Below are 26,570 nucleotides of genomic sequence, written 5' to 3' on the forward strand. Positions count from 1 at the left end.
GCGGGGCTTGTCTCCGGGTATCTGACGGGTCGTAGAATCCGAGGAGACCGAATCTAACGGACCGTCAGAAACTGCGGGAAGGGGCCGGACGTGGGGAACTTCTTGGCAGGCAAGGTCATTGCCGTGACGGGGGCGGGCCGCGGGATCGGCCGTGCCGTCGCACTCGCCGCGGCGGCCGAGGGCGCGCGCGTCGTCGTCAACGACTACGGGGTGTCCATCGAGGGCGGTGAGCCGACGAGTTCGATCGCCGACGCCGTCGTCAAGGAGATCGAGGCGGCGGGCGGAGAAGCCGTCGCGGTGGCCGACGACATCTCCACGATGGCGGGCGGCCAGCGGGTCGTCGACGCGGCGCTGACCTCGTACGGGCGCGTCGACGGAGTGGTGTGCGTGGCCGGCATCCTGCGCGAACGGATGCTCTTCAACATGTCCGAGGAGGAGTGGGACCCCGTTGTGGCGACCCACCTGAAGGGCACGTTCACGGTCTTCCGGGCGGCCTCGGCGGTCATGCGCACACAGGGCTCCGGCACCCTGATCGGCTTCACCAGCGGCAACCACCAGGGCTCGGTCGCGCAGGCCAACTACAGCGCGGCGAAGGGCGGGATCATCTCGCTGGTGCGGAGCGCGGCGCTGGGCCTGCACAAGTACGGGGTGACGGCGAACGCGGTCGCGCCCGTCGCCCGTACGCGCATGTCGGCCAATGTGCCCATGGAGCTGAAGGAGATCGGCGACCCGGAGGACGTGGCCGCCCTGGTGGTCTATCTCCTCTCGGACCGCGCCCGCGAGGAACGGATCACCGGGCAGGTGTACACGATCGCCGGCCCGAAGATCGCGGTGTGGGCGCAGCCCCGGGAACTGCGGGCCGGGTACGCGGACGGCTCCTGGACCCCGGAGAAGATCGCGGACTTCCTGCCGGGAACGGTGGGCGTGGACCCCATGCCCCTGCTGGAGCAGGTGGAGGCGATGGCGCGGGCGGCGGCGCGGCAGGCGCGGCCGAACGCGTGAAGTGCCGTTGTTCTGTTGGGCCCGTGGGCGAGGGGGACACATGGAGTTCGGATTCGACGCCGAGGACGAGGCCTTCCGGCGGACGGCACGGGACTGGCTGACGGCTCACCCGGTCGGGGAGCCGGTCGTCCGGCAGGACTGGGAACGGGAACTCGGCCGGGGAGGCTGGATCGGCCTCGGCTGGGCGGAGGACGGATACGGCAACCGGCGGGCGAGCCTGACCCAACAGGTCGTCTGGGCCGAGGAGTACGCCCGCTCCGGGGCACCCGCCCGCTCGGGCCACATCGGCGAGAACCTCCTGGCCCCCACCCTCATCGCCCATGGGACACCGGAACAGAAGGCCCGCTTCCTGCCCCCCGTCGCCCGCGGCGAGGAACTCTGGTGCCAGGGCTACAGCGAACCGGGCGCGGGGTCGGACCTCGCGGGGATACGCACAACCGCCGTACGGGAGACGGGTTCTGGGGGGTCGCCGGAGTCGTACCGCGTCACCGGCCAGAAGATCTGGACCTCGCTCGCCCACGAGGCGGACTGGTGCTTCGTCCTCGCCCGTACCGGACCGGAGTCGACCCGCCACCACGGTCTGTCCTTCCTGCTCGTCCCGATGGACCAGCCGGGCCGTATCGAGGTCCGCCCCATCCGGCAGCTCACCGGCACGAGCGAGTTCAACGAGGTCTTCTTCGACGGAGCGGTGGCGCGCGCCGAGCACGTGGTCGGCGGCGCGGGCAACGGCTGGCGGGTGGCCATGAGCCTGCTCGGGTTCGAACGGGGGGTCTCGACCCTCGCCCAGCAGATCGGATTCGCGGCGGAGTTGGGCCGGGTGATCGAGACGGCCGTCGCCACGGGCGCGGCAGCCGATCCGGTCGTCCGGGACCGTCTCGTGCGCCAGTGGGCGGAGTTGCGCACGATGCGGTGGAACGCGCTGCGCACGCTGGGCGGTTCGGGCGACGCGGGCGCGCCCAGCGTCGCCAAGCTGCTGTGGGGCGGCTGGCACCGGCGGCTCGGTGAACTCGCGGTGCAGGTACGGGGTGCCGAGGCCGCCACCGGTCCCGCGGACTGGTCGGCCGCGGCACCGTACGAACTCGACCCCTCCCAGCACCTGTTCCTGTTCAGCCGGGCCGACACCATCTACGGCGGCTCGGACGAGATCCAGCGCACGATCATCGCCGAGCGTGTGCTCGGCCTGCCTAGGGAGCCGAAGGGCTGAGGAGTCGCGATGCCAGGCGTGATGCGAGGCGTGATCTTCGACGGGAAGCGGACCCAGGTCGTGGACGACCTGGAGATACGGGATCCGGGACCCGGCGAGGTACAGGTCGCGATCTCCGCGGCCGGACTCTGCCACAGCGACCTGTCGGTGGTGGACGGGACGATCCCCTTCCCCGTCCCCGTGGTGCTGGGGCACGAGGGCGCGGGGGTCGTCGAGGCGGTGGGCGTGGGGGTCACCCATGTCGGGCCCGGCGACCATGTCGCGCTCTCCACGCTCGCCAACTGCGGTGCGTGCGCCGAGTGCGACCGGGGGCGTCCGACCATGTGCCGCAAGGCGATCGGGAGGCCGCGGCAGCCGTTCACGCGGGACGGGCGGCCGCTGTACCAGTTCGCGTCCAACTCGGCCTTCGCGGAACGGACGGTGGTGAAGGCCGTCCAGGCCGTCCGCATCCCCGAGGACATTCCCCTCCCGTCCGCCGCGCTGATCGGGTGCGGTGTGCTGACGGGAGTGGGGGCCGTTCTGAACCGTGCGCGGGTGGAGCACGGCGACACCGTCCTCGTCATCGGCACGGGTGGGATCGGGCTCAACGTCATCCAGGGCGCGCGGATCGCGGGCGCCCTGAAGATCGTCGCGGTCGACGCCAACCCGGCGAAGGAGTCCATGGCGCGCCGGTTCGGCGCGACGCACTTCCTGACCTCCACAGAGGCCGTGCCCGGCATCCTCCCCACGGGCGTGGACCATGCCTTCGAATGCGTCGGCCGCGTCGAACTCGTCCGCCAGGCGGTCGATCTGCTGGACCGCCACGGTCAGGCGGTACTCCTCGGGGTGCCGCCGGCCACCGCCGAGGCGTCCTTCCTCGTCTCGTCGATGTACCTGGACAAGTCGATCCTGGGGTGCCGTTACGGCTCGTCCCGGCCCCAGCGTGACATCGCCCGGTACGCCGAGCTGTACCGGGAGGGACACCTGCTCCTGGACGAACTGGTGACGCGGACCTACCCGATCGAGGACTTCGACAAGGCGGTGCAGGATGCGGGGGAGGGGAGAGTGGCGAGGGCGGTGCTGACGTTCTAGGTCCGACGGGGGTTCTTTTCGGCTGCGGGCCCGGTGGGGGCTGGTCGCGCAGTTCCCCGCGCCCCTGAAAGCCTTGGCCTGGCCGGCGGTTGAGGGCGGGACCGAAGCCCCCAGGGATGGGACGGGTGGGGCGGCGGGGGCGGAGGTCGTGCCTCGCCCGACCAGACCCGGCCCACCCCCGGCCGGCATCTCCAGCCCGTCCGGCGTTTGAGGACGAGGCCGTTCAGGCCGAAGCGGGGGTCTGGGGGCGGCAGCCCCCAGGGAGAGGATGGGACGGGTAGGGGCGGCGGGGGCGGAAAACGGTGGGTGGGCTGATCGTGGGGGGAGTTATCCACAGGCGGGGGAAATCCCGTGGGGCGCTGTCGGTCCGGTCGCCTAACGTCGTCGCATGAGCTACCGAGACGTCGCCTCCAAACAGGTCCTGGCCTGGGCCGCCGTGGCCACCGGCGCCCGTATGCCGGTCGCCATGACCCCCCTGGCCCTGGTCTTCCTGGTCCGCGAACGCCCCGGCGGCTACACGCTGGGCGCAGCCCTGGCAGCGGCATACGTGATCGGCGAGATCATCGGCGCCCCCTTCCTCGGCACCCGCCTGCCCCCACACCGAGCCCGCCCCCACCTGGCCACCGGCCTCGCGGCAGGCGCGACCGGCTTCGCGGCCCTGGCCACCTTCCCGCACGCACCCCCCGCCCTGCTCGCCGCGTTCGCCGCCCTCGCGGGCGCCGCCCCCGCCGCGGCCCCCGGCGGCCTACGCACCCTGCTCACCAGCCTGGTCCCGAAGCAGGCGGTGGCCCAGGCCCTGTCCGCCGAGTCGATACTCACGTTCGGCATCTGGTCCCTGACCCCGGCGGCGGTCACCGGCCTGGCCCTCGGCGTCGCCCCCTGGGTCCCGTTGCTGCTCGCCGCCGCCCTGATGGCCTCCTCGGTCGCGGGCCTGTGGCTGCTGCCCGCCGGCTGGGAGGCGGACGACACGGACCGTGCGGGCGAGTCGATGCCCCGCATCCTGGCCAGAGCCTGGCCGGCGTATGTGACGGGCGCGGCGAGCCTCTCACTGCTCGCCCTCGCCGAACTGGTCCTGCCCGCGCTGCTGGAGCAGCGCGGGACGGGCGTCGGCTGGGCGGGCCCGCTGCTCACGGGACTGTCGCTGGGCTCGGCGGCGGGCGCGTTCCTGTACGGGCTGCGCACCTGGCCGGGCCGGCTGCGCACCCGGAGCGTGGTGCTGATGTGCGGCATATCGGCGTGCCTGGCGCTGGTCGCGCTGATACCGGCCCTCGTCTGGATGGCGGCCGCGCTCGTGGTCGCGGGCCTCCTGCAGGCGGGCGCGATGCTCACCCGCAATCTGTCGCTGCGCGAGATGCTCCCGCCGAGCGCGCTGGCGGCCGGGTACTCGGTGATGTACGCGGCGGTGGGCGCGGGTTACGCCGCGACGGGCTCCCTCGCGGGCGTGCTGCTCCACTTCGTCGCGCCCTCGACCGCGATCCTGGCCGGTGTCGTCCTCACCCTGCTGCTCACCTGGGTGGGCGCGCTGGGCGAGCGCGGCCGGGCGACGGATCCGGGCCCCGAGCCGGGCTCCGAGCCGGGCGCCGAGCCGAGCCCCGCCCCGAGTCCCGGTCCATGCTCAACTCGCGGCGCCGACGGCCCGGAAGGTGCGCCGATAGGCGGTGGGGGTGACTCCGAGCACCGCCTGTAGGTGCTGCCGCATCGACTGGGCCGTGCCGAAACCGGCGCCCCGCGCCACCTGGTCGACCGACAGATCGCTGGACTCCAGCAGGTGCCGGGCACGTTCCACGCGCTGCTGGGTGAGCCACTGCCCGGGGCTGACGCCGACCTCCTCGCGGAAGCGGCGCGTGAAGGTGCGTACGGACATGGCCTCCTGCTCGGCCATGTCGCGCAGCTGGATCGGCTCGTCGAGGCGGTCCAGCGCCCAGGTACGGGCGGCGGTCGTGGTGGCCACCTGCGGCTCCGGCACCGGACGCTGGATGTACTGCGCCTGTCCGCCGTCGCGGTGCGGCGGTACGACGGTGCGGCGGGCCACCTCGTTGGCGACGGCGGTGCCGTGGTCGCGGCGCAGGACATGGAGGCACAGATCGATCCCGGCGGCGACGCCGGCCGAGGTGAGGATGTCGCCGTCGTCGACGAAGAGCACTTCGGCGTCGACCCTGATCTTCGGGAAGAGCCGCTGGAAGTGCTCGGCGTGCATCCAGTGCGTGGTGGCCGGGCGGCCGTCGAGGTATCCGGCGGCGGCGAGGACGTATCCGCCGGTGCAGATGGAGATGAGACGGGTGCCGGGACGGATGAGAGCGAGGGCGGCGGCCAGCTCGGGAGTGAGGATGCCTTCCTCGTGGACAGGGCCGAGCTCGTACGAGGCGGGGACGACGACGGTGTCGGCGGTGGCGAGGACCTCCGGGCCGTTCGCGACGAGGATGGCGTAGTCGGCGTCGGTCTCCACGGGGCCGGGCGGCCGGACCGAGCAGGTGACGACCTCGTACAGGGCGCGCCCGCCCGTGTCCCGCGCCTTGCCGAAGATGCGCTGCGGGATGCCGAGCTCGAAGGGCATCAGCCCGTCGAGGGCGAGGACGACGACGCGGTGCCGACGGAACGCATCCTGAGGGGCCATGGCCCGATCCTAGCGAATGCTGTCCTTCGGGTCACTCGTTCGAGAGAACGGCAGGCCCGAAGCTCTATGTCGTGACCCAGACAACCGAGGCCATCACAGCCGCAGAGGAACCTCGACCCGCCGGCCCCACCACTCCCCGCGTCCGCATCCACCGTGCCTGGTTCGTCGCTGCCGTCACCTTTGTGACGATCATCGGCGCGGCTGCCTTCCGTTCCCTGCCGGGTCTGCTGATCGACCCGCTGCACCAGGAGTTCCACTGGTCGCGCGGCACGATCGGCGCGGCGGTGTCCATCAACCTCGCGCTGTACGGGCTGACGGCGCCGTTCGCAGCGGCACTGATGGACCGCTTCGGCATCCGGCGGGTGGTGGCGGTCGCCCTGATGGTGATCGCGCTCGGTTCCGGTCTGACGGTGTGGATGACGGCGGCCTGGCAACTGCTGCTCTGCTGGGGTCTGCTGGTCGGCCTGGGGTCGGGCTCGATGGCGCTGGCCTTCGCGGCGACGGTCACCAACCGCTGGTTCACGACAAGAAAAGGCCTGGTCACGGGCATTCTGACGGCGGCCTCGGCCTCCGGCCAGCTGATCTTCCTGCCGCTGTTGTCCTGGATCGTCACGGAGCACGACTGGCGCCCGGCCGCGGTGACGGTGGCCCTCGCGGCGCTCGCGGTCGTCCCCTTCGTATGGCTGCTGCTGCGCGACCACCCGGCGGACGTGGGCCTGAAGCCGTACGGGGCGACGGAGTTCGTGCCGAAGCCCGCGCCCGTGCAGGGGGCCGCCCGGCGCACGGTGGGCGTCCTGCTCTCCGCGGTCCGCACCGGCCCGTTCTGGCTGCTGGCCGGCACCTTCGCGATCTGCGGCGCCTCCACGAACGGCCTGGTCCAGACGCACTTCGTGCCCGCGGCCCACGACCACGGGATGCCGATCACGGCGGCGGCCTCGCTGCTCGCGGTCATCGGTGTCTTCGACGTCGTCGGAACGGTCGCTTCCGGCTGGTTCACCGACCGCCTCGAACCGCGCCGACTGCTGGCGGTCTACTACGCGCTGCGCGGTGTCTCGCTGCTCTTCCTCCCCATGCTCCTGGCCTCGACCGTGCACCCCCCGATGATCTTCTTCATCGTCTTCTACGGTCTCGACTGGGTCGCCACGGTCCCGCCCACCCTGGCCCTGTGCCGCGAGCAGTACGGCGAGGACAGCGCGATCGTCTTCGGCTGGGTCCTCGCCTCCCACCAGGTCGGCGCCGCCCTCGTCGCCTTCCTCGGCGGTGTGGCACGGGACGCGTTCGGCTCGTACGACATGGTCTGGTACGCCTCGGGCGCGCTGTGCGCGGTGGCGGCGCTGATGGCGCTGGTGATCCGGCGGCGCCCGTCGGTGCGGGCGGCGGTCGCCTGACGGCCCCCGCGGGCGCCGTCGCCCACGCACCGGGCCGGCCGACCTGACTGGGGCTAGACGAAGCGTCCCTTGTGGAACAGCAGGGGCGCCATGTCGGCGTCGCCGGTGCCGAGTGCGTCCACCCGTCCCACCACGATCAGATGGTCCCCGCCCGTGTGCACCGCGTGGATCGTGCAGTCGACCCAGGCCGCGGCGCCCGCGAGGCGGGGTGAGCCGGAGACCGGCGCCGCGTCGTACCCGACCCCGGCGAACTTGTCCGCCCCGCTCACCGCGAACCCGCGGCACAACTGGCCCTGGTGCGCTCCCAGTACGTTGACGCAGAAGACGCCCGCGCGAGCGATCCGCGGCCAGGTCGTCGACGTACGGCCGACCATGAAGCAGATCAGCGGAGGGTCGAGCGAGAGCGAGGCGAAGGACTGACAGGCGAAACCGGCCGGACCCCCGCCGCCCTCTCCGCCGACGGCGGCCGGTGCGGTGATGACGGTCACGCCGGTCGCGAAGTTGCCCAGCACCCGGCGGAATTCGCCCGGATCGACCGGCGCCCGCTCGTCGTCCCCCACCGCGCGCAACTCCGGCCGCGGCAGCGCCTCGACGGGCTCCGCGACGGTGGAGACCCCGGCCGACCTGAGATAACGGACAGCGGCGGCCGCCATCCCTGCGTGTCCCATCACACCCACCATTGAAGCTGACGGGGTGTCAGATGGGAAGGGGCGGGGCGGGTGGCAGCGGGTGGCAGCGGGCTCAACGTCCCCGGTACCCCGGGCTCCGCCGTTCCACGAAGCTCGCCACCCCCTCCTGTGCGTCCGCCGTCGTCATGTTGATCTCCTGCGCCGCGGCCTCGGCGGCGAAGGCGGTGGTGCGGTCGGAGTCGAGTGAGGCGTTCACCAGCTGCTTGGTGAGGGCGAGGGCGCGGGTGGGGCCGGTGGCCAGGCGCTCGGCCCACTCGCGCGCGGTCTTCTCCAGCTCCTGCGGTGGTACGACCCTGTTGACGAGCCCGAGCCGCAGCGCTTCCCCGGCCGGCAGCGCGTCCCCGAAGAACATCAGTTCCTTGGCGCGCTGCGGGCCGACGAGGCGGGGGAGCAGATACGCGCCGCCGCCGTCGGGGACGAGGCCGCGGCGCACGAACACCTCGATGAACCTGGCCGATTCGGCGGCGAGTACGAGGTCGCAGGCGAAGGCGAGATGGGCGCCGATCCCGGCGGCGGTGCCGTTGACCGCCGCGATCACCGGTTTCTCGCAGTCGAGGACGGCGGCGATCAGGCGCTGGGCGCCGAGCCGGATCATGCGGGCCACGTCACCGGCCACCCGATCCCCGGCCGGCGGCCCCCCGCGCAGGTCCGCGCCCGCGCAGAAGCCGCGGCCCGTCGCCGTGATCACGACGGCTCGTACGGCCGGGTCGGCGGAGGCCTGGGCGAGGTGCTGAATAAGGCGTTCGCGCTGGTCAGGCGTGATGGCGTTGAGGGCTTCGGGGCGGTTGAGGGTGATCCACGAGACGTGATTGTCAGTGGCGTGCTGTACCAATGAATCGACGGGATCAACAGGATCGATGAGACCAGCGGGAACGCCGGGATCGGCTGAAGCGGCGGAAACGACGCGATCGACGGGGTCGGCTGAAGCCGTGGGATCGACGGGATTGGCTGCAGCCGTGGGATCGACGGGATCGGCTGAGGCTGCGGGATCGACGGATTCTTCGGGGGAGGACGTCATGGGGATGCTCCGTTTGGTGCGGGGGTTGGTGGGGCGCCGGGCGCTGGAGGTGGCGCGGGGCCGCCGGGGCGGGCCCCGGGGCTCACTGGCAGACGACCAGCGCGTCCAGTGCCACCGCCCCCTGCCCCCTGGGCAGCACCATCAGCGGATTGATGTCGAGCTCCGCGATGTCGTCCCCGAGTTCCAGCGCCATCCGCTGCACCCGGAGTACGACCTCGACCAGCGCGTCCACGTCCACGGGCGGAGCCCCGCGCACCCCCTCCAGCAGCACCCGCCCGCGCAGCTCGCCGAGCATGCCCCGCGCCTGGTCCTCGCCGAAGGGCGGCACGCGGACGGCCGTGTCGCGCAGCACCTCGACGAGGACGCCGCCGAGCCCGACGGTCACGGTCGGCCCGAAGAGCTCGTCGTGCGTGACGCCCACGACCATCTCGACGCCCCGCTCGACCATCTGGCACACCAGCACCCCGTCGAGCGAGATCTCCTCGTAGCGCGCGATGTCGGTCAGCTCGCGATAGGCGTCCCTGACCTGGCTGGCGGAGGTCAGCCCGATCTTGACCAGGCCCAGTTCGGTCTTGTGGGCGATCTGTGCGCCGGACGCCTTCATGACCACGGGGTAGCCGACGAGACTGGCCGCGCGGACGGCCGCAGCCGCGCTGGTCACCAACTGCTCGCGCGGCACCCGGATCCCGTAGGCGCGCAGCAGCTGCTTCGCCGCGTGCTCGCTCAGCTGCTGCCCGGGCCGCATCAGCGCCTGTGCCTTGCGGAAGGAGGGCGAGGGCGTACGGGGCGCCTCGTCGAACGGCGAGCGGTACGCGGCGACGAACCGGTGATGGTCGAGGTAGGCACGGACGGCGGTGATGCAGTTGGCGAAGGTACGGAAGGTGGCGACCCGGGACGATCCGAGCAGCGTCTCGCGGTAGGCGGCCTCGGTGCCGACCGGCGAGCCCCACACCACGCACACCAGCTTGTCCGTCTGCTCCGCCGCGTCCACCAGGTCCCGCGCGAGCTTGTCGCTCATGGGCGGGAAGGGGCCCGTGATCGGACAGATCAGCACCCCCACCTCCGGGTCGGCGAGGATCGCGTCGATGATCTTCCGGCCGCGCCAGTCGCCGACCGGGTGCCCGCCGTTGTCGACGGGATTGGCCACGCTGAGGTACTCGGGTATCCACTGGTGCAGCTCGGCCTGCCGTTCGGCGGAGAGGCCCGGCAGCCGCAGCCCCGCCGCCGTCGCCAGGTCGGCGAAGTGCGCGCCCGTGCCGCCCGAGATCGAATAGACGACGACCCCGTCGGACCGCGGGGCGCGGGCGCGGGCCAGCAGGGCGGCGGTGTCCTGGAGTTCGTCGAGCCCGTCGACACGGATCACGCCGTACTGCCGCATCGCCGCGTCCACCACCGTGTCGGCGCCGGTCAGCTTGCCGGTGTGTGAGGCGGCGGTGCGGGCCCCGGTGGCGGTGCGGCCGACCTTGACGGCGACGACGGGCACTCCGCGGCGGGCGGCGCGGTCGGCGGCGAGCAGAAAGGAACGGCCGTCCTTCAGCCCCTCGACGTAGCAGGCGATGGCGCCGATCCCGGGCTGTTCGGAGAAGTAGGAGATGAAGTCGGCGGTTTCGAGGTCGGCCTCGTTGCCGGTGGGCGCCCAGTGGGAGAGCCGCACGCCCAGCTCCTGCATCGCGAACACCGGCCGGCCCTGGTGTCCGGACTGGGTGATGAGGGCGATCGCGGGACCGTCGAGGTCTTCGCGGAACTTCTCGAAGGCGTTGAGATTGGTGTTGGGCCCGAGGAGCCGCAGGCCGGAGCGGCGGACGGCGGAGGCGAGCCGGGCCTGCGCGGCGGCGCCCTCGGCCCCGGTCTCGGCGAACCCGGAGGCGAAGGCGACGGCGAACTTCACCTTGGCCTCGGCCAGTTCCCCGATCACGGGGAGCGGGTCACCGACGAGGAGCACGGCCAGATCGACCTGCTCGGGCAGGTCGGCGACGGAAGGGGAGCAGGGGATGCCGAAGACGGACCCGCGGGTGGGGTGCACCGGGAACAGCCGGGCGCCGACCCGTTCGGCCCAGGCGATCAGCTGCCGGGTGATGCCGGTGTTCGGCCGGCCCTCCGCGTCCGAGGCGCCGACGACGGCCACGGACTGTGGGCGGAAGAAACGGTCCAGATCGGGGACGCCGGCGTAGAGCGGGCGTCCGCTCACATCCAGGTCGTCGACCTCGGCCGGGCGGCCGTGCACGACCGGTGAGGGCTGCTCGCCGCAGGCGATGACCCGGGCCCGGCGGGAGTCGGTGGTGAGGGTGCCGTGGGTTGATCCAAGCATCGGTCCGCCCGCTCCTGTGTGACAGCCAATTAACTGACGCACTGTCAGATTACTTAACTGACGCCGCGTCAGGAACCGTTGTGCAAGCAAAAGGCTGTGCACCCGCCTGTTCGTCCGGCTGTTCCCCCGGCTGTTCACCGTGGGACGGCCGGCGCGCCGCCGGGTGTGCGGCGGGGGTGGTGAGCAGGTGGCGCGGGTGGCGGGCACCTGGTTCGTACCCGCCACGCCCGGGGCCGGAACCCGTCGGGGGCGGAGCGGGAAAGGTGGGCGGGGCCATCGCATCGTGCTCCTCGGGGTACCGGCGGCACGGCACTCGGGCACCTTGCGGCACACAAAGTGCCCGCGTGTTCTCGCGGCGGGCACAACCATCAACTTCCTTTGATCGTCCAGAACTTGCGCCATCCATCTGTCACCGCTCGTCTACACCGCTTCACACCTGGGGGATGTCATGAAACCTGTCTCCGTCGGCCGCGCGCTGCGGCTCGGAGCCTGTACGACGCTCGTCGCCGGACTTGTCACCGTGGGGCTCACCGCAGCACCCGCGCTGGCCGAGTCCGAGTCCGACCAGCTGTGGATCAACGCGCCCGGCGAGCAGACCCTGCCGCTCGGGACGGACGGCGGCGCGCCGCAGAGCCGGACGCTCGACGTCGGGATCTACCACGACAACAGCCACTTCACGGTGACGGACGGCAAGGTGACCGTCGACACCTCCGGGCTGGCCGGGGTCGCCGAGGTGACCTGGCCGGACAACTGCGCGCCGAGCGGCACGACCGCGGTGTGCAGTGTGCCGAGCGTGCCCGTGATCGGGCCCGACTACAGCGAGCAGATCCACCTCGGTATCCGTGCGGCCGATGGTGCGCAGGCCGGGGCGCAGGGCAGGATCACCTACGGGGCGACGGCCACCGGTGGCCCCGACGGTACGCTCACCGCGCCCGAGGACAGCTTCGAGACCGACTTCACGGTCGCCTCGGGCCCGGACCTCTCCCTCGCCGCCATGGACGACATCGAGCACGCGCAGCCGGGCGGCACCGAGACGATCCCCTTCGCGCTGACCAACAAGGGCAACGAGAGCGCGCACGGCGTCACGGTGAAGATGACGGCGTCGTACGGGCTGGACTTCCTGAACACGTACGACGCCTGCACCTACACGAAGTCGAACGGCGACGACGGCTATGCGCCGATGTCGTACGCGACCTGCACGTTCGACCAGGTGCTGGCCCCCGGCGACTCCTTCGCGCTGCCCGCGCCGCTGGAGCTGGCGATCGCGAGCCGCGCGATGAACGAGCGGCTGGACATCAGCGTCGACCCGGCCGACGGCGCCACCGACCTGGCGGGCGGCGACAACTACGTGGCCCTGCAGATCGGCGCCGACAGCACCGCCGACTTCTCGGTGACCGGCGCGGCGGTCACGGGCGCGGCGGGCCAGACGGTCACCGCCCCGCTCACCTTCAAGAACAACGGCCCGGCCTGGTTCGGGAACCTGGGCTCCGGCGACCCGGTCGCCAGGGTCAGGCTGATCGTCCCGACCGGTACGACGGTCACCGGCGTCCCCGCGGACTGCGATCCGCACACCCTCACCGGCGGCTACTACGAGAAGCGGGCGGGCGCCCCGCGCTACGACTGCGCCCTGCCGTACTGGGTGTCGGAGAACACCGAGCGGACGTACGCCTTCCAGCTGCGTATCGACACCGCGGCGCCCGGCACGACGGGTGAGGTGAGCATCCATCCCGAGTTCGGTGACTTCGTCTTCGACCCGGACACGACGAACAACACGGCGTCTCTGAGCGTCAACTGACGGGAGTTCGGCGCGCGGCGCGGGTGGGCCCCGTGTCGCGCGCGACCCTCCGTGCAGCCGTCTAGCCTGCTGTCTTCGTCCCTGTCCTGGCCGCCGCCTTCGCGGTGGCCTTGGCGGTGGCCTTGGCGACCGCCTTCGCGATCTTGCGGGCGTCGAGGGCGAGTTCGCGGAACATGCCGCTGATGGGGTTGGAGAAGCCGGTGAAGTAGAGGCCGGGTGCCTTCTTCGGGGTGCGGGCGCCGTGCACGACCGGGCGGCCACGGCCATCGAGGACGCCGAGGTGTCCGACGACGCCCTCCAGGGCGCGTACGTAACCCGTCGCGGCGATCACGACGCCCGGGGCGATCCGTTTCCCGTCGGCGAGGACGACCTTGTCCTCCTCGAAACCGTCCACCGCGGCCACGATCTCGACCCGCCCCTTGCGGACGGCGTCGATGAGGCCGACGTCCTGGACGGGGATCGAGCCGTCGTTGACGCGGGAGTAGAGGCCGGTGTCGGGACGGGGCAGCCCCTGCGCCGACAGGTCCGGCACGCTCAGCTTGGCCATCGGCCCGGCGAGGGCGTCGACGAGGCGCACCGGCAGCCGCCGTACGACAATGCCCGTGAACTGGGCGGCACAGCCGGCGGTGGACCGGCGCACGATGTGCGGAGCGGTACGGACCGCCAGCCGCACCCGCGAGGCACCGCCCTCGATCAGGTCCACGGCGATCTCGGCGCCCGTGTTGCCGACGCCGACGACGAGGACGTCGCGGCCGGCGTAGGGGGCGGGGTTGCGGTAGTCGCCGGCGTGCAGGAGTTCGCCGGTGTACGTGTCGCGGCCGGGCCAGTCGGGGATGTGGGGCGTGTGGTTGTAGCCGGTGGCGACGACCACGGCGCTGCCGGTCAGCTCCCGGCCGCCGGTGGCGTGCAGCAGCCAGCCCTCGCCGTTCGGGGCGGGCTCGACGCGTGAGACCTCGACGCCCGTGATGATCTCCAACTGGTGGTGCTCGGCGTACTTCTCCAGGTAGCGCACCACGTTGTCGCGCGACACCCACCGCCCGAACGAGCGGGGCATCGCGAGCCCGGGCAGGGCGGACAGCCGCCGGGTCGTATGCAGGTGCAGACGGTCGTAGTGGCGCCGCCAGGACGCCCCGACCCGGTCGGACTTCTCCAGCACGACGGCCCGTACGCCCTGCGCGCGCAGCGCGTACGCCGTCGCGAGCCCACCGGGGCCGCCGCCGATCACGTACACGGGGCGGTCTTCGTGGGACGGCACCGGGCGGGGAGTCGAGGAAGAAGTCGAGTCGGCCATGAGCGCGAGCGTAATCACATGGTCACTTGATAGGTCTCGGTCAAGCCCGGAATCGGTTGCGAACTGATCACGGCTGTAGGAGGAGTGGGTGGGGTCGGTGGCGTAGGTCACTTGGTTGTGTGGGAGGAGTGGAGGCTGCCCTGGTCGCCTCTGCGTGGCCTGCCTCGCCTGGGGCCGGGCGGGCGCCACGAGCTCACGTCCTCTGCGGACAGGCCGAGGCGGGTGACGTGGTGTTCGTAGGCGTGCGACAAGGCTTCGTCGGCGTCCTGGGGCGAGGCGGGGGCGAGCCCGTGCCTGGTCCTCACCCAGGGGAGCAGCTCCGCGAGGGCCGCGAGCAGCGGAAGGGCCGAATCCGGGCGCTGAGCGTGGGCGTCGGCTTCGAGCAGGTCGAGCAGGACCAGCGCTCGCTGATGGGCGTCCCAGCCTGCCCAGCCGATCAAGGCCACCTTCCTGGGCCGGGCGACCTTCGGGCTTGCGGTCAGGAAGTACCTCGGCGACTGAGGCGGCGGTCGGCTGCCATGGACCGCGCCTTCGTAGGGGTACGCTTCTAAGGAGTGCATCCCTAAGGAGTCGAGATGTCACAGGCAAGGGTGAGCAAGCCGCCGTACGTCTTCGACCGCGGGGCCGAATGGGACGGGCTCACCGCCTTCGCGGGCCGGACTCTTCCGCATGCCATGCTCGGCATCGTCAGCGGCAGGCGGCGCATGGGGAAGACCTATCTCCTGAGGGCGCTCGTGGAGCGACACGGCGGCTTCTACTTCGGGGCGACGGCGGGCACCGAGGCGGAGTCGCTTCGCCAGTTCAGTGCCGCGCTGGCCGGGTACGCGGGCTCCCCGGTGGCCTTTTCCTTCGGCTCCTGGGACGACGCGATCTCCTACCTGTTCGGGCTCGCCGCGCTCGGAAGGGGACGCACGCACGGCGGCTCGGCGGAGGGAGCGGCGGACTCCCCGTTTCTCGTGGTCATCGATGAGTTCCCGTACCTGGCGAAGGTCGCTCCGGAACTCCCCTCGCTGATCCAGCGCGAGATCGACCGCTTCCAGGTGGACGAGAGCCGTATGAGACTGCTCCTGTGCGGTTCGGCGATGTCCGTCATGGGCGGTTTGCTGGCCAGTACCGCGCCACTGCGGGGCCGGGCGCAGCTCGAACTCGTCGTACGGCCCTTCGGTTATCGTGCGGCCGCCGATTTCTGGAATGTCGCCGGCGATCCCGCGCTGGCCGCCCGGCTCCATGCCGTCGTCGGCGGCACACCCGCGTACCGCCGCCAGTTCCTGGCGGACGACGTCCCCACGAGCCTCCACGACTTCGACGACTGGATCTGCCGTACGGTCCTTTCACCGTTCAGCCCGCTGTTTCGCGAGGCCAGGTATCTGCTTGCCGAGGAAGCGGACATCCGTGACACCGCGCTCTATCACTCGGTTCTGGCCGCTGTGGCACAGGGCAATACGACGCGGGGTGGCATCGCGGGTTACATCGGCCGGAAGTCGGTCGACATCTCACATCCGCTCAACGTCCTGGAGGACAGTCACCTGTTGATGCGGGACCTGGACGTCTTTCGGGCCGGGAAGTCGCAGTACCGCATTACCGAACCGCTGATCAACTTCTATGAGGCCGTCATGCGTCCCGCCTGGGCGCGGCTGGAGAGCGGTCAGGCCGCTGACGTCTGGGGGCAGGCGACGGAGCGCTTCGCGGCGCACGTGGCAGGGCCGCACTTCGAGGCCGTGTGTCGTGAATATGTGCTCGGACCGGGGCGGTCCCTGCTCAGTACCTCTCTGGGCGAGGTGGGCGGAGGCATCGTGACCGACCCGAAGGAGCGTCGGCAGATCCAGATCGACGTGGCCGTCCTCGAACCGGGGTCCGGCGGGAGGCGGCCATCGGTCGCTCTGCTCGGTGAGGCGAAGTGGGGGACCGTCATGGGAGTCGGTCATCTTCAGCGGCTCGGGCGGGCCAGGGAACTGCTCGCCGGCCGGGGAATGGACACCGAGCACTGTGGGCTGGCGTGCTTCAGCGCCGCGGGCTTCACCGACGCACTGCGCGCCGAAGCCGAGCGGGGCGGCGTACTGCTGATCGGCCTCGATGAGCTGTACGGGCGGGCGATGCCGGCCGGGGGCCTGTTCTAGGGCGTACCGGTGTCGCGCTGGTAGTTCCTGGTCGCGCACGTCTTGCGCAAGGGCTTCCTCATCCGCTGAACTGACATACCGTCAGATCCGGCGGCGACAGGAGAGTCCATGGACACGATCTGGCTCAGCGGGGCGGACTGGCTGGCCGTGCTCCGGATCGGGCTCGGGCTGTGGTGGCTGGAGAGCTGGCGGCACAAGGACAAGAAGGGCTGGTTCGAGCGGGGCACCGGGATCGCGTGGGCGTCGGATGTGGCGGCCAAGCACCGGTGGAACGCGGTGCGCTCCGGCTTCGACACCGTGGTCGCGCCGCGGCCGCGGACGATGGCGTACGTCGTGGTGTACGCGGAGCTGGCCCTCGGGCTGGGGCTGGTGGCCGGCTTCCTGACGCCGATCGCGCTGGTCGGCGGGCTGCTCCTCAACGTCCTGTACTTCACGCTCATGATCCACGACTGGGCCGAGCAGGGGCAGAACGCGATGATGGCGCTGATCTCGGGCGTCGCCTTCTTCGGGATGGGGTGGCAGACGTGGTCGCTGGACAGCGCGATCGGGTGGTTCTCGTGAGCCGCCCGTCGAGGGGGGTGTGCTCGTGAGCGGGGAGCGTACGGGTGCCGGGACGGGTACGGACGCCAGGGAGCGTACGGATGTCGGGGCGCGTGCGGACGCCAGGGAGCGTACGGATGTCGGGGCGCGTTTCGATCTGCCCGACGTCGATGCCTTCACCCGGCCGTACTGGGACGCGGCGGCGGAGGGGCGGCTGCTGATCCGGCACTGCGCCGACTGCGACCGGGCCCACCACTACCCCCGCGAGTTCTGCCCGCACTGCTGGAGCGAGGACGTGCGCTGGCAGCCCGCGAGCGGGCGCGCCACGCTCTACACCTGGTCCGTCGTGCACCGCAACGACCTCCCGCCGTTCGGCGGGCGGGTGCCGTACGTCGCCGCGGTCGTCGACCTCGCCGAGGGGCCGCGGATGATGACCGAGGCGGTGGAGTGCGAGGGCGACGCGCTGCGGATCGGGATGGAGATGGAGGTCGCGTTCCGGGCGGGGGTTCCCGTGTTCCGGCCCCGGTCGGCCGCTGTGCCGCCCGCCTCCGCCGCGCGAACGGCCGGTTCCTGAACCCTCCGGCGCGCCGGGCGTATATGAATAATGGCCGGATGTCCGATGTTCACGAGAAGCCTCTCGCCCACCCCTTCCCCGTGCTCGAAGGCCACGGTCTGCGGCTGCGCCCCTGGGACGCGGATTCCGAAGCCGATGTCGCGACCTGGCTGCGCGGGCTGTCCGACCCGGAGTTCAAGCGCTGGAACACCCCGCTCAAGGTCGTCCGGGATCTCGACGGCGCCCGTGACTCGCTCCGCGCGCGAGCCGTGAGCGTCGCCGACGGCACCGCCGTCTCCTTCTGCGTCACGGACGCGGCCACCGGTACGACCCTCGGCCACATCGGCATCAACGACATCAACCACGCCATACGCGTGGGCATCGTCGGTTACTGGGTCCTGCCGGAGGCCCGCGGTCACCAGGTCGCCACCCGCGCCCTCGCCCTGGCCGCCCGCTACGGCTTCGGCGCCGTCCGCCTGCACCGCCTCGAACTGGGCCACGCCCTCGGCCACGACGCGTCCTGCCGGATAGCCGAACGCTGCGGGTTCCCGTACGAGGGGACGCTGCGGGAGGCGATGTTCGAGGCCGGGCAGCGCGACGCGTTCCGGGACGTCCACCTGCACGCACGGATCGCGTCGGACCCGGACCCGGACCCGGAGCCGACGCTGCCGGGCTCCGGGCCCCGGTAGCACCGGGTCCGGGGGCCGGCCCCCGTAGGACCCGGTCCCGACTCCTTGACCTGCCGGTCCGGCTCAATGGCAGGCGAACGACTTGTTGGTCTTGCTCGCACTCAGCGCGCAGGTCTTGCCCCGTACGGCACCGGCCGTGTCATGGAAGGTGAGGTCCCAGGTCCCGCCGTTGTCGTTGAGGACCGCGTATCCGAAGACCCCCACGCCTCCCGGAGGGTTCTGTTCCTGAGTGATCGACTGTGTGACGGCCTGCGGGGGTGTGCCGATCAGCTGTCCGACGACCTTGGAGTCGTCCGGGCCGTTGTCGAGTGGTCCGCCCGAGGAGCCCACGGTCAGCTGGGGCGGGCGCGGGGAGTTGAAATCGAGCATCTGGTAGAGATGGATGTGCCCCGACAGCACCAGTCGCACGTTGTCCGCCAGCCGGTGCAGGGAGGTGTCGGAGACGGCCGCGTCGAGGACGTGGGTCAGCCATTCCGCCGAGTTGGGCGGGGTGCCGGCCGCTTTCACCATCCACAGCGGCTTGTGCGTGAACACGAAGAAGTCGTTGGAGCTCTGGAGCGCGGCCTGGTTCACGGCTTGGAACTGCCTGGCGTAGATGTTCCGCTGGACCGTGCTTCCGCTGTCGCTCGGGTCGGCGAACGCGGAGTCCACGGACGCGAGGGTCAGGGTGCCGGCACGGATCAGCGAGGGCGCCGAGTAATCGCTGCAACTTTCGTTGGAGCGGAGATTGTCGGCGAGGTAGCGGAACCACGCGCCGCCCGCGCCGCCCAGATGCGCCATATTGCAGTCTTCGTGGTTGCCCCGGGTCAGCGCGACCGGCGCCACGGCCAGCAGTGCTTCGGCAGGCCTGAAGAAGTCGGCGACGACACAGTCCCAATTGGCTCTGTCGGCGAGCGTCGTGCAGCCCGGGTTCGCCGCCTTGTCGTTCTCCCTGCTGGGGTCCTCCCGATAGAGGTAGTCGCCGGTGTGGATCACGAGATCCGGCTTCGTCACGGTGGCCGCATTGTCCGCGATCCGCTGGAAGGGCCAGCCGGTCTGATGGTTCGCGCAGTTCTGCGGGGGATCGGTACCAGGACCGGGTACCGGGACCGAGCAGCCCGTGTCGCCGATGACGGCGATCTTGCCGGGACGCGTGGTCAAGGTCCATTTCGGCAAGGGGAGCCGGCGGTTCGCGGGATGCACCGTGGCCGCTTGGATCGACGTCCGTTCAAGCTCCGCGTTGGAGGCACTGAGGGGCACCCTCAGCTCACAGACGGTGGTCGGGAACTGTGACGTCGTCGAGGGAGTGCTCACCTGCTGCAGGGAGTGCGGATTCCGGTTCCCTCCCAGGGTGTAGCGCACGACGGGACACGTCTGGCTGGTGTCCGTGGACACGTACCGGATCCGGGTGCCGCCGCTGGTCAGTTGGGTCCATGCCCAGGCCTCGCCGTTCGGCGCCCCGGGCGGAGGTGTCGTTCCGGGGGGAGGCGTCGGCCCGGGGGGTTTCGGCCCCGCGCTGTCGGGCGCGGCCCGTACGGGAGTCGCGTCGGCCGGGACCGTCATGGCCAGCACGCTCACCACGGCGAGGGCGACGATTCGATACCGCATGTCCAGATCCTTCGTTCGGGTACCCCGGACATATCGATGCGTTTCATCGTCGAGGGGCACATCTGGATGGTCATCGCGGGTGTCGACCCGTGCACCACGACGGAGGCGAACGGCCTACACGGTCACGCGGGAGGGGCCGGGCCGCCGCCCACGACGAGCACGGTGCGCCGGGCCCGGAAAACCGGAGGCGCCGGATGTGCCGTGAGCGGGAGCATGCCCGGCATGACCGGTGATGCGCGTGGCCGGGTGTTCACCCACGATCTGGACGAATTCCTCACGAGCGCCGGGGACTTCCTGCGCTCGCGGCCCGCGGCGCACACGGTGGCGCTGACGGTGACCGACGCGCTGCGTCGGCGGGGGCCGGATGTGTACGAGGAGGGGGCACCGTTGTTCGGCCGACTCGCCGACGCGGATGGGGAGGGCGAGGGCGTCGGTGGAGTGTCGGCCGCGCTGTTCCAGACTCCGCCGTACCAGCTCAACCTCACCGACCTCCCCGCGGAAGACGTCGACGCGCTGGTCGTGCGGCTCGCGGACGCCGGGTACTCGTTCCCGGGCGTCGGCGGTCCGGTGGACACGGCCGCGGAGTTCGCCGCCGCCTGGGAGCGCCACGTCGGCGCGCGGGCCCGGCTTCGGAGAAGCGAACGGCTTTACCGGCTCGGTACGCTCACGCCGCCGACCCCCGTCCCGCCCGGCCGCGCCCGCCCGGCCGCGCCCGGGTGGCCGGAGCGGGTGACCGCGCGCTCGTCGCGCGCTGGTACTCCGAGTTCGCCGGGATCTTCGGGCGGAACGAGAGGCAGGACCCGGACCGCTGGACCGAGAGCCGACTCGCGTACGGCGGCGTCACGCTCCGGGAGACGCCGGACGATACGCCGGTGGCCATGGCCCGAGCGACTCCCCTGATCGCCGGGCAGATCCGGGTCGCCCCCGTCCACACCCCGGCGCCCCTGCGCGGACGCGGCTACGCGGGGGCCGCCACCGCCGAGGTCAGCGGGGCCGCGCCGGCCGCCGGCGCGGACGAGGTACTCCTCTTCACCGACCTCGCCAATCCGACCAGCAACGGCCGCTACCAGCGGATCGGTTACTGCCCTGTCGCCGACTTCGCCGACTTCGCCGACTTCGCCGACTTCGCCGACTTCGCCGACTTCGCCGACTTCGCCGACTTCGCCGACTTCGCCGTCTACGACTTCGTGAAGTAGTGGCCCTCTTCGAGGTCCTGGACGAGGCCGGGCTGCTCGGGGCGCCATCCCGTCTGCTTCTGCGTGAGGGTGCTCGACGCCGGGATGTCCATCGAGAGGAAGTTTCCGAGCCAGCCGAAGTGCTCGGGCGACTCCTCGCGGGAGATGGCGGTCACCGGCAGCCTCAGGTACCGGCCGATGGCCTCGGCGAGGTCACGGACCGGTACGCCCTCGTCGCCGATCGCGTGCAGCCGCGCACCCCCGGGCGCCTCCTCCAGGGCCAGCCGGTACAGGCGCGCGGCGTCCAGCCGGTGCCCGGCGGCCCAGCGGTTGGAGCCGTCGCCGGGGTAGGCGGAGACGCCCTTCGCGCGGGCGACGGCGATGATGTGCGGGACGAAACCGTGGTCCCCCTCGCCGTGCACCGACGGCGGCAGCCGCACCACCGAGGCGCGCACACCGCGCTCGGCGAACGACAGTGCCGCCGCTTCCGCGGGAATCCGGGCCGCCGCCGGCGAGGAGGAGTCCTGCTCGTCGTCCTCGGTCGCGATACGGCCCGGCGTGAGCGTGAGACCGGCGGTCCCGGAGGTGACGACGAAGGGCCGACCGGATCCCGCGAGCGTCTCGCCGAGCGCCTGGATGGCACGAATCTCCGTCCGGGCGGCGGCAGCGAAGTCGGAGGAGCCGTGCTGGAACGCCGTGTGGATCACGCCGTCCGCCGCGTCCGCGCCCGCCCGCAGGCTGTCGGGGTCGTCGAGGACTCCGCGGTGCACCTCCGCCCCCGCGGCCGTCAGCGACGCGGCGGCCTCGTCCGAGCGGGCGAGGCCGAGCACCTGATGCCCGGCGTCCAGCAGTTCGCGTACGACGGCGCTCCCGACGAATCCGGTGGCTCCCGTGACGAACACACGCATGACGCACTCCTTATGACACAACATGACCTGGCGGGACACACCGCAACGCGGTGCGTGGTTCCACCGTGCGGTCACGAGGGGATCCGCGTCCAAGGCCCGTTCCGTATCGGTCAATGCGTTTGAGGTATCACCACAGGTGAAAGCCGGACATCCGCCACCCGCCGTGGGGTGCGGGGGATACCTTGAGGGCATGCCCGACTCGCCGTCGCAGCCTCCTCCGGTGGACCTCGATCTGCGGCTCGTGCGGTACTTCACGGTCGTCGCCGAGCATCGTCACTTCGGCCGTGCCGCCGCCGCCCTGTGCATCGCCCAGCCGTCCCTGAGCCGGCAGATCCGCCGCCTCGAACAGCAGCTCGGCGCCCGCCTGCTGGACCGCACCCCGCAGGGCAGCCGGCTCACCGAGGCCGGTGAGGTCTTCCTGCCCCAGGCCAAGGCCCTGCTGCGCGCGGCCACCCAGGCCGCGGCGCGCACCCTGGCCGCCGCACGGCCCAGCCGGGTCACCATCGGCTTCACGTCCAACCTCATCGTCACCCCGGCCGTGCGCGAGCTGCGCCGTCTGAACCCGGACGCCGAGGTGCACACCCAGCACCTGGCCTGGGACGACGCGTACGCGGCCCTGGTCGGGCACCGGGTGGACGCGGCGGTGACCCGGCTGCCGCTGCGGACCGACGAGTTGCACGTGACGATCCTCTACGACGAGCCGCGGGTGCTGCTCGTCCCCCTGGATCACCGCCTGGCCGGCAAGGAATCCGTCACCCTCGACGACATCGCCGACGAACCGCTGCCCCGGGTGTCCGACTCGGCCTGGAACGCGTTCTGGCGCATCGATCCACGGCCCGACGGAAGCCGGGCCCCCGACGGTCCGCTCGTCGGAGTCCTTGAGGACAAGCTGGAACTCATCGCCTCCGGGCAGGCCGTGGCCATCCTTCCGGCCGACCCGCGCGCCGACACCGTCCGCCCCGACCTCACCACGGTCCCGCTGCACGGCGTCGAACCGTGCCATGTGGTGCTCGCGACCCGGGCCGGCGACCGCGGCCGCCTCGTGACGGCCTTCCGCAAGTGCGCCCAGGCCCACCTGACCGGGCCCGTCCCCGACACCCCGGCGGATCCCCCGCCTCAGGGCCAGAGCAGTTCCTTGCCCCAGCCTCCCTTCGAGGAGGGTTCCGTACGGCGGTAGACGAGCCGTACGTGCCGACGCCTCGCGTCACCCTGGAAGAACTCCACCTCTTCCGGCCGGAGGCGGTAGAGGGTCCAGGTCGGGGCCGGGGCGTCGGGGTCGCTCCGCGCGCGGTCCCAGGCGGCGTCCGAGGCCCGCCCCAGCTCCTCCACCGAACCGAGCACTTCACTCTGCCTGCCCACGAGCGCGGCGGCCAGCGCCCCCGTCGAGCGGGCGTGCAGATCCGCCTGCCCCTCCTGGGCCGGGGCGACCTCGACCGGGCCCCGCAGCCGGATCTGACGGCCCTGAGCGGGCCAGTAGAAGCCGAGGGCCGCGTACGGACGGGCGGCCAGCTGGCGGCCCTTGCGGCTGGTGGCGTGGCTCGCGAAGGCCCAGCCGGCCGCGTCCGCGCCGTGCAGCATCACGGTCCGGACGTCGGGCAGCCCGTCCTCGTCCGCCGTCGCCAGCGACATCGTGTGCGGCTCGCGCTGCCCCGCCGCCACGGCCTGCGCGAACCACTCGGTGAACAGCGGCAGTGGCTCCGCCGGGGCGGTCGCGGGGTCGAAGGAGGGCAGCTCCACGTCCCACACCCGCAGCGACCTCAGCAACTCGTGAAGATCCGGTCCCGTTCCCATGCCCCGAGTATCACGTGCGGGTCACGCGGACGCCGTGACCGGCCTGCCCCGACCGGCCTGCCCGACCTCCCGGCCGGTCCACCGCCTTCACCGAGACCTTCGGCACCACCCGGATCACGTTCGGAGCCGACACCGACAGCGTGACCCTGCGCGCCGAGGACGTGTGTCTGCCGCTGCGCACCGCCGACCCGGTCCTCGCCTCGATCATGGAACGCCACGCCGCCTCGCTGCGCCGGGCCCAGCGACGGTGGGCCGCGGGCTGACTCAGGGGCCCCTCAGGCCCTCAGGGCCCGTTCCGTCCCAGCACCACCGTCCCCGACGAGCAGAACCATCCGCCGGTTCCGGAGGCGACCGCCAGCTCCGGAAGTCTTCCGCCCGGTTTGCGGACCTGGCGGTCCCCGGCCTCCCCGCGCAGCTGCCGTACGGCTTCGACCAGGAGGAACAGGCCGCGCATGCCCGGGTGCTGGGCCGACAGCCCGCCCCCGTCCGTGTTCACCGGCAGTTCCCCGCCCACCGTCAACCGCCCCTTCTCCACGAACTCCCCGCCCTCGCCCTTCGCGCAGAAGCCCAGGTCCTCCAGGGTCACGAGCGTCATGTACGTGAAGGCGTCGTAGATCTCGGCCAGGTCGATCTCGTCGGGCCGTACCCCCGCCCGCTCGAAGGCCAGGCGTCCGCTCACCGCCGCCGGGGACACCGTGAAGTCGGCCCACTCGGACATCGTGGTGTGCGAGACGTGTTCGCCGGTGCCGAGGACCCACACCGGGGCCGTACGGCAGTCCCGTACGTACTCCTCGGCCGCCAGCAGCACCGCCGCGCCGCCGTCGGAGCGCAGACAGCAGTGCAGCTTGGTGAAGGGGTCGGCGATCATCGGGCCGGACAGCACCTCGTCGGCGGTGACGGGGGAGCGGAACATCGCCTCCGGGTTCAGCGCCGCGTTCGCGCGCGCCTGGACCGCCACCGAGGCGAGCTGTTCCAGCGTCGTGCCGTACTGGTGCATGTGGCGGCGCGCGGCCATCGCGTACTTGGCGATGAGCGTGTGCCCGTACGGGACCTCGAACTGCAGGGGGCCCCGGGCGCCGAAGGAGAGGTTGCCGGTGCGGCGGCCCGCCTTGATGTCCGCGCGGGCCGTCGAGCCGTAGACGAGAAGGACGGCGTCGGCGTGGCCCGCCGCGATCGCGTCCGTGGCGTGCGCCGCCATGACCTCCCAGGTGGAGCCGCCGACGGCCGTGGAGTCCACCCAGGTGGGGCGCAGGCCCAGGTACTCGGCCACCTCGGCCGGCGGCAGTGTGCCCAGGCCCGCCGACGCGAAGCCGTCGACCAGCGAACGGTCCAGCCCCGCGTCCGCCAGCGCCCGGCGGGCGGCCTGGGCGTGCAGGGCGTAGGGGGTCAGGTCGTCCACCCGGCCGCAGTCGGAGAGGGCGACACCCACGACGGCCACCTTGCGCTTCCCCGGATCCATGAATCTGACGGTACATCAGATGACTGGGGCGGCGGGAGGCCGTCGTGACCCCGCGCATCCCCCCTCTCGGGTTCGCGCATCTCCCTCTCCCGGCTCTGTGCATCTCCTCCTCCCGGTCCTAATATGACGCACCGTCAGATCAGGAGAAGGGTTGGCCTGCCCATGGACGCCCGTTTCACCGCCGAACAGGAAGAGATCCGCCGCACCCTGCGGGAGCTCCTGCTCAAGCGCTGCGGCCCGGAGGAGGTGCGGGCGGCCGTGCGGACCGGGGCCGGGTACGACACCGGACTCTGGGAGGCGCTCGCGCGGCAGCTGGGGCTGCCCGGGCTCGCCCTCCCCGAGGCGTACGGCGGGGTCGGCTGCTCGGTCACCGAACTCGCCCTCGGCTGCGAGGAGCTGGGGCGGACGCTGACCCCCTCGCCCCTCCTCGCCACGGCCGTGCTCGCCGCCCCGCTGATCCTCGCCCTCGGCACCGACGCCCAGCGCGCCGAGCTGCTGCCCGGGATCGCGGCCGGTGAACTGACCGCCGCCCTCGCCGTACCGGGCGCCGGGCTCCCCACCGCTCTCGGCCTGGTCGGGGACAACGGCGGGGAGTGGGCGGGCGGCGGCCGGGCCGGGGGCGTACAGGCCCGGCGGGGCGAGGACGGGTGGCGCCTCTACGGGGAGGTGACACGGGTGCTCGACGGACACCGTGCGGGGCTCTTGCTGGTGGCCGCGCACACCGGGGGGTTCGCCCGGTCCCGGACGCGGATCTTCCTCGTACCGGAGGCCGAGGGTGTCCGGGGACTCGTACGGACACGGCTGACGGCGCTGGACGAGACGCGGACCCAGGCGCGGGTCCAACTGCGCGATGTCCGCGCTGAGTTGCTGGGGGACGACGGAGCCGCCGATGTGCTCGGCGCGCTCGCCGCCGCCGGGGACACCGCCGCCGCCGTACTCGCCGCCGAGGCAGTCGGCGCCGCCGACCGGGCGCTGGAGCGGACCGTCGAGTACGTACGGCAGCGGGAGCAGTTCGGGCGGGCGATCGGGTCCTTCCAGGCGGTGAAGCACCGGCTCGCGGATGTGTATGTGCGGGTGCAGGCGGCCCGCTCCGCCGCGTACTACGCCGCGTGGGCCGCGGGGGCCGGTGGCGAGGGGGTCGGGGGGCTCGCGCTCGCCCAGGGCCTGGAGGCGCTGCGGACCGCCGCGGCCGAGGCGATCCAGCTGCACGGCGGCATCGGCTTCACCTGGGAGCACGAGGCCCATCTGTACTTCAAGCGCGCGTCCGGCGACGAACTGCTCTTCGGGCCCGTGCACCGGCTGCGGGACCACGCGGCCGACTCGGCGCGTCTTTTCGGCGGGGCGGGGGTGGCGGTCTGATGGCCCCCTCGG

The 26,570-nt window shown here is 72.0% G+C and carries 25 protein-coding genes; 15 read left to right on the top strand and 10 right to left on the bottom strand.

Going from position 1 to position 26,570, the window contains the following annotated elements:
- The first annotated feature begins 90 nt into the window (after positions 1 to 90).
- The 4 genes from RV986_RS29575 (at position 91) to RV986_RS29590 (ending at position 4,964) form a co-directional block, all read left to right on the top strand.
- Positions 91 to 1,002 (top strand): SDR family oxidoreductase, encoded by a 912-nt coding sequence (locus RV986_RS29575; protein WP_475920298.1) that lies wholly within the window; start codon positions 91 to 93, stop codon positions 1,000 to 1,002.
- A 40-nt stretch (positions 1,003 to 1,042) separates the two neighbouring features.
- On the top strand, positions 1,043 to 2,206 hold the full coding sequence (locus tag RV986_RS29580; RefSeq protein WP_475920299.1) for an acyl-CoA dehydrogenase family protein: 1,164 nt from the start codon (positions 1,043 to 1,045) through the stop codon (positions 2,204 to 2,206).
- Positions 2,207 to 2,227: 21 nt separating this feature from the next.
- A complete protein-coding gene (locus tag RV986_RS29585; protein WP_475924475.1) occupies positions 2,228 to 3,277 on the top strand; it encodes a Zn-dependent alcohol dehydrogenase in 1,050 nt (349 codons plus the stop codon).
- A 388-nt stretch (positions 3,278 to 3,665) separates the two neighbouring features.
- On the top strand, positions 3,666 to 4,964 hold the full coding sequence (locus RV986_RS29590; RefSeq protein WP_475920300.1) for an MFS transporter: 1,299 nt from the start codon (positions 3,666 to 3,668) through the stop codon (positions 4,962 to 4,964).
- Here the strand turns inward: RV986_RS29590 and RV986_RS29595 are convergent.
- Positions 4,893 to 5,891: a GlxA family transcriptional regulator gene (locus RV986_RS29595; protein ID WP_475920301.1), complete on the bottom strand. Its 999-nt coding sequence runs from the start codon at positions 5,889 to 5,891 to the stop codon at positions 4,893 to 4,895. The two genes, RV986_RS29590 and RV986_RS29595, sit on opposite strands and share 72 nt — an antisense overlap.
- 71 nt (positions 5,892 to 5,962) lie before the next feature.
- On the opposite strand from RV986_RS29595, the gene RV986_RS29600 reads away from it, so the two are divergent.
- A complete protein-coding gene (locus RV986_RS29600) occupies positions 5,963 to 7,279 on the top strand; it encodes an MFS transporter (RefSeq protein ID WP_475920302.1) in 1,317 nt (438 codons plus the stop codon).
- Between the two features lie 53 nt (positions 7,280 to 7,332).
- Here RV986_RS29600 and RV986_RS29605 read toward each other — a convergent pair whose 3' ends face one another.
- The 3 genes from RV986_RS29605 to RV986_RS29615 form a co-directional block, all read right to left on the bottom strand.
- Positions 7,333 to 7,947, bottom strand: a complete 615-nt coding sequence (locus RV986_RS29605; RefSeq protein WP_475920303.1) for a flavin reductase family protein — start codon at positions 7,945 to 7,947, stop codon at positions 7,333 to 7,335.
- A gap of 73 nt (positions 7,948 to 8,020) precedes the next feature.
- On the bottom strand, positions 8,021 to 8,800 hold the full coding sequence (locus RV986_RS29610; RefSeq protein WP_475920304.1) for an enoyl-CoA hydratase/isomerase family protein: 780 nt from the start codon (positions 8,798 to 8,800) through the stop codon (positions 8,021 to 8,023).
- 268 nt (positions 8,801 to 9,068) lie between these two features.
- Complete coding sequence (locus RV986_RS29615; protein ID WP_475920305.1) at positions 9,069 to 11,294, bottom strand: acetate--CoA ligase family protein; 2,226 nt, start codon at positions 11,292 to 11,294, stop codon at positions 9,069 to 9,071.
- Between the two features lie 448 nt (positions 11,295 to 11,742).
- Here RV986_RS29615 and RV986_RS29620 point away from each other — a divergent pair, with 448 nt between their 5' ends.
- A complete protein-coding gene (locus tag RV986_RS29620) occupies positions 11,743 to 13,089 on the top strand; it encodes a COG1361 family protein (protein WP_475920306.1) in 1,347 nt (448 codons plus the stop codon).
- Between the two features lie 61 nt (positions 13,090 to 13,150).
- On the opposite strand, the gene RV986_RS29625 is transcribed toward RV986_RS29620, so the two are convergent.
- Together RV986_RS29625 and RV986_RS29630 are read right to left on the bottom strand one after the other, a co-directional pair.
- Positions 13,151 to 14,380: a flavin-containing monooxygenase gene (locus tag RV986_RS29625; RefSeq protein WP_475920307.1), complete on the bottom strand. Its 1,230-nt coding sequence runs from the start codon at positions 14,378 to 14,380 to the stop codon at positions 13,151 to 13,153.
- 107 nt (positions 14,381 to 14,487) lie between these two features.
- Positions 14,488 to 14,820, bottom strand: coding sequence for a DUF7008 domain-containing protein (locus tag RV986_RS29630; protein WP_475920308.1), 333 nt, complete (start codon positions 14,818 to 14,820; stop codon positions 14,488 to 14,490).
- A gap of 135 nt (positions 14,821 to 14,955) precedes the next feature.
- Here RV986_RS29630 and RV986_RS29635 point away from each other — a divergent pair, with 135 nt between their 5' ends.
- The 4 genes from RV986_RS29635 to RV986_RS29650 all read left to right on the top strand — a co-directional run bounded on the left by RV986_RS29635 (position 14,956) and on the right by RV986_RS29650 (position 18,279).
- Positions 14,956 to 16,497 carry an AAA family ATPase gene (locus RV986_RS29635; protein WP_475920309.1) on the top strand — a complete coding sequence of 514 codons (1,542 nt, stop codon included), beginning with the start codon at positions 14,956 to 14,958 and terminating at the stop codon, positions 16,495 to 16,497.
- Between the two features lie 108 nt (positions 16,498 to 16,605).
- Positions 16,606 to 17,058: a DoxX family protein gene (locus RV986_RS29640; RefSeq protein WP_475920310.1), complete on the top strand. Its 453-nt coding sequence runs from the start codon at positions 16,606 to 16,608 to the stop codon at positions 17,056 to 17,058.
- A gap of 136 nt (positions 17,059 to 17,194) precedes the next feature.
- A complete protein-coding gene (locus RV986_RS29645; protein ID WP_475924476.1) occupies positions 17,195 to 17,611 on the top strand; it encodes a Zn-ribbon domain-containing OB-fold protein in 417 nt (138 codons plus the stop codon).
- A 38-nt stretch (positions 17,612 to 17,649) separates the two neighbouring features.
- Complete coding sequence (locus tag RV986_RS29650; RefSeq protein WP_475920311.1) at positions 17,650 to 18,279, top strand: GNAT family N-acetyltransferase; 630 nt, start codon at positions 17,650 to 17,652, stop codon at positions 18,277 to 18,279.
- A gap of 63 nt (positions 18,280 to 18,342) precedes the next feature.
- Here RV986_RS29650 and RV986_RS29655 read toward each other — a convergent pair whose 3' ends face one another.
- Positions 18,343 to 19,866, bottom strand: coding sequence for a metallophosphoesterase family protein (locus tag RV986_RS29655; protein WP_475920312.1), 1,524 nt, complete (start codon positions 19,864 to 19,866; stop codon positions 18,343 to 18,345).
- Positions 19,867 to 20,088: 222 nt separating this feature from the next.
- Between RV986_RS29655 and RV986_RS29660 the strand changes: the two genes are divergently transcribed.
- On the top strand, positions 20,089 to 20,766 hold the full coding sequence (locus RV986_RS29660) for a hypothetical protein (protein ID WP_475920313.1): 678 nt from the start codon (positions 20,089 to 20,091) through the stop codon (positions 20,764 to 20,766).
- A complete protein-coding gene (locus tag RV986_RS29665) occupies positions 20,745 to 21,062 on the top strand; it encodes a GNAT family N-acetyltransferase (protein ID WP_475920314.1) in 318 nt (105 codons plus the stop codon). The genes RV986_RS29660 and RV986_RS29665 overlap by 22 nt, the downstream gene beginning before the upstream one ends.
- Here RV986_RS29665 and RV986_RS29670 read toward each other — a convergent pair.
- The gene (locus tag RV986_RS29670) at positions 21,044 to 21,949 is read right to left on the bottom strand and encodes an SDR family oxidoreductase (protein ID WP_475920315.1); all 906 of its coding nucleotides are present in this window, start codon (positions 21,947 to 21,949) and stop codon (positions 21,044 to 21,046) included. The two genes, RV986_RS29665 and RV986_RS29670, sit on opposite strands and share 19 nt — an antisense overlap.
- 190 nt (positions 21,950 to 22,139) lie before the next feature.
- On the opposite strand from RV986_RS29670, the gene RV986_RS29675 reads away from it, so the two are divergent.
- Positions 22,140 to 23,126 (top strand): LysR family transcriptional regulator, encoded by a 987-nt coding sequence (locus RV986_RS29675; protein ID WP_475920316.1) that lies wholly within the window; start codon positions 22,140 to 22,142, stop codon positions 23,124 to 23,126.
- On the opposite strand, the gene RV986_RS29680 is transcribed toward RV986_RS29675, so the two are convergent.
- Positions 23,066 to 23,740, bottom strand: coding sequence for a pyridoxine/pyridoxamine 5'-phosphate oxidase (locus RV986_RS29680; RefSeq protein ID WP_475920317.1), 675 nt, complete (start codon positions 23,738 to 23,740; stop codon positions 23,066 to 23,068). The two genes, RV986_RS29675 and RV986_RS29680, sit on opposite strands and share 61 nt — an antisense overlap.
- 140 nt (positions 23,741 to 23,880) lie before the next feature.
- On the opposite strand from RV986_RS29680, the gene RV986_RS29685 reads away from it, so the two are divergent.
- On the top strand, positions 23,881 to 24,003 hold the full coding sequence (locus tag RV986_RS29685) for a hypothetical protein (RefSeq protein ID WP_475920318.1): 123 nt from the start codon (positions 23,881 to 23,883) through the stop codon (positions 24,001 to 24,003).
- A 20-nt stretch (positions 24,004 to 24,023) separates the two neighbouring features.
- On the opposite strand, the gene RV986_RS29690 is transcribed toward RV986_RS29685, so the two are convergent.
- A complete protein-coding gene (locus RV986_RS29690) occupies positions 24,024 to 25,199 on the bottom strand; it encodes a thiolase C-terminal domain-containing protein (RefSeq protein ID WP_475920319.1) in 1,176 nt (391 codons plus the stop codon).
- Between the two features lie 162 nt (positions 25,200 to 25,361).
- On the opposite strand from RV986_RS29690, the gene RV986_RS29695 reads away from it, so the two are divergent.
- Positions 25,362 to 26,558, top strand: coding sequence for an acyl-CoA dehydrogenase family protein (locus tag RV986_RS29695; protein WP_475920320.1), 1,197 nt, complete (start codon positions 25,362 to 25,364; stop codon positions 26,556 to 26,558).
- Positions 26,559 to 26,570 lie beyond the last annotated feature (12 nt).

The organism is Streptomyces sp. RLA012, assembly GCF_056270325.1.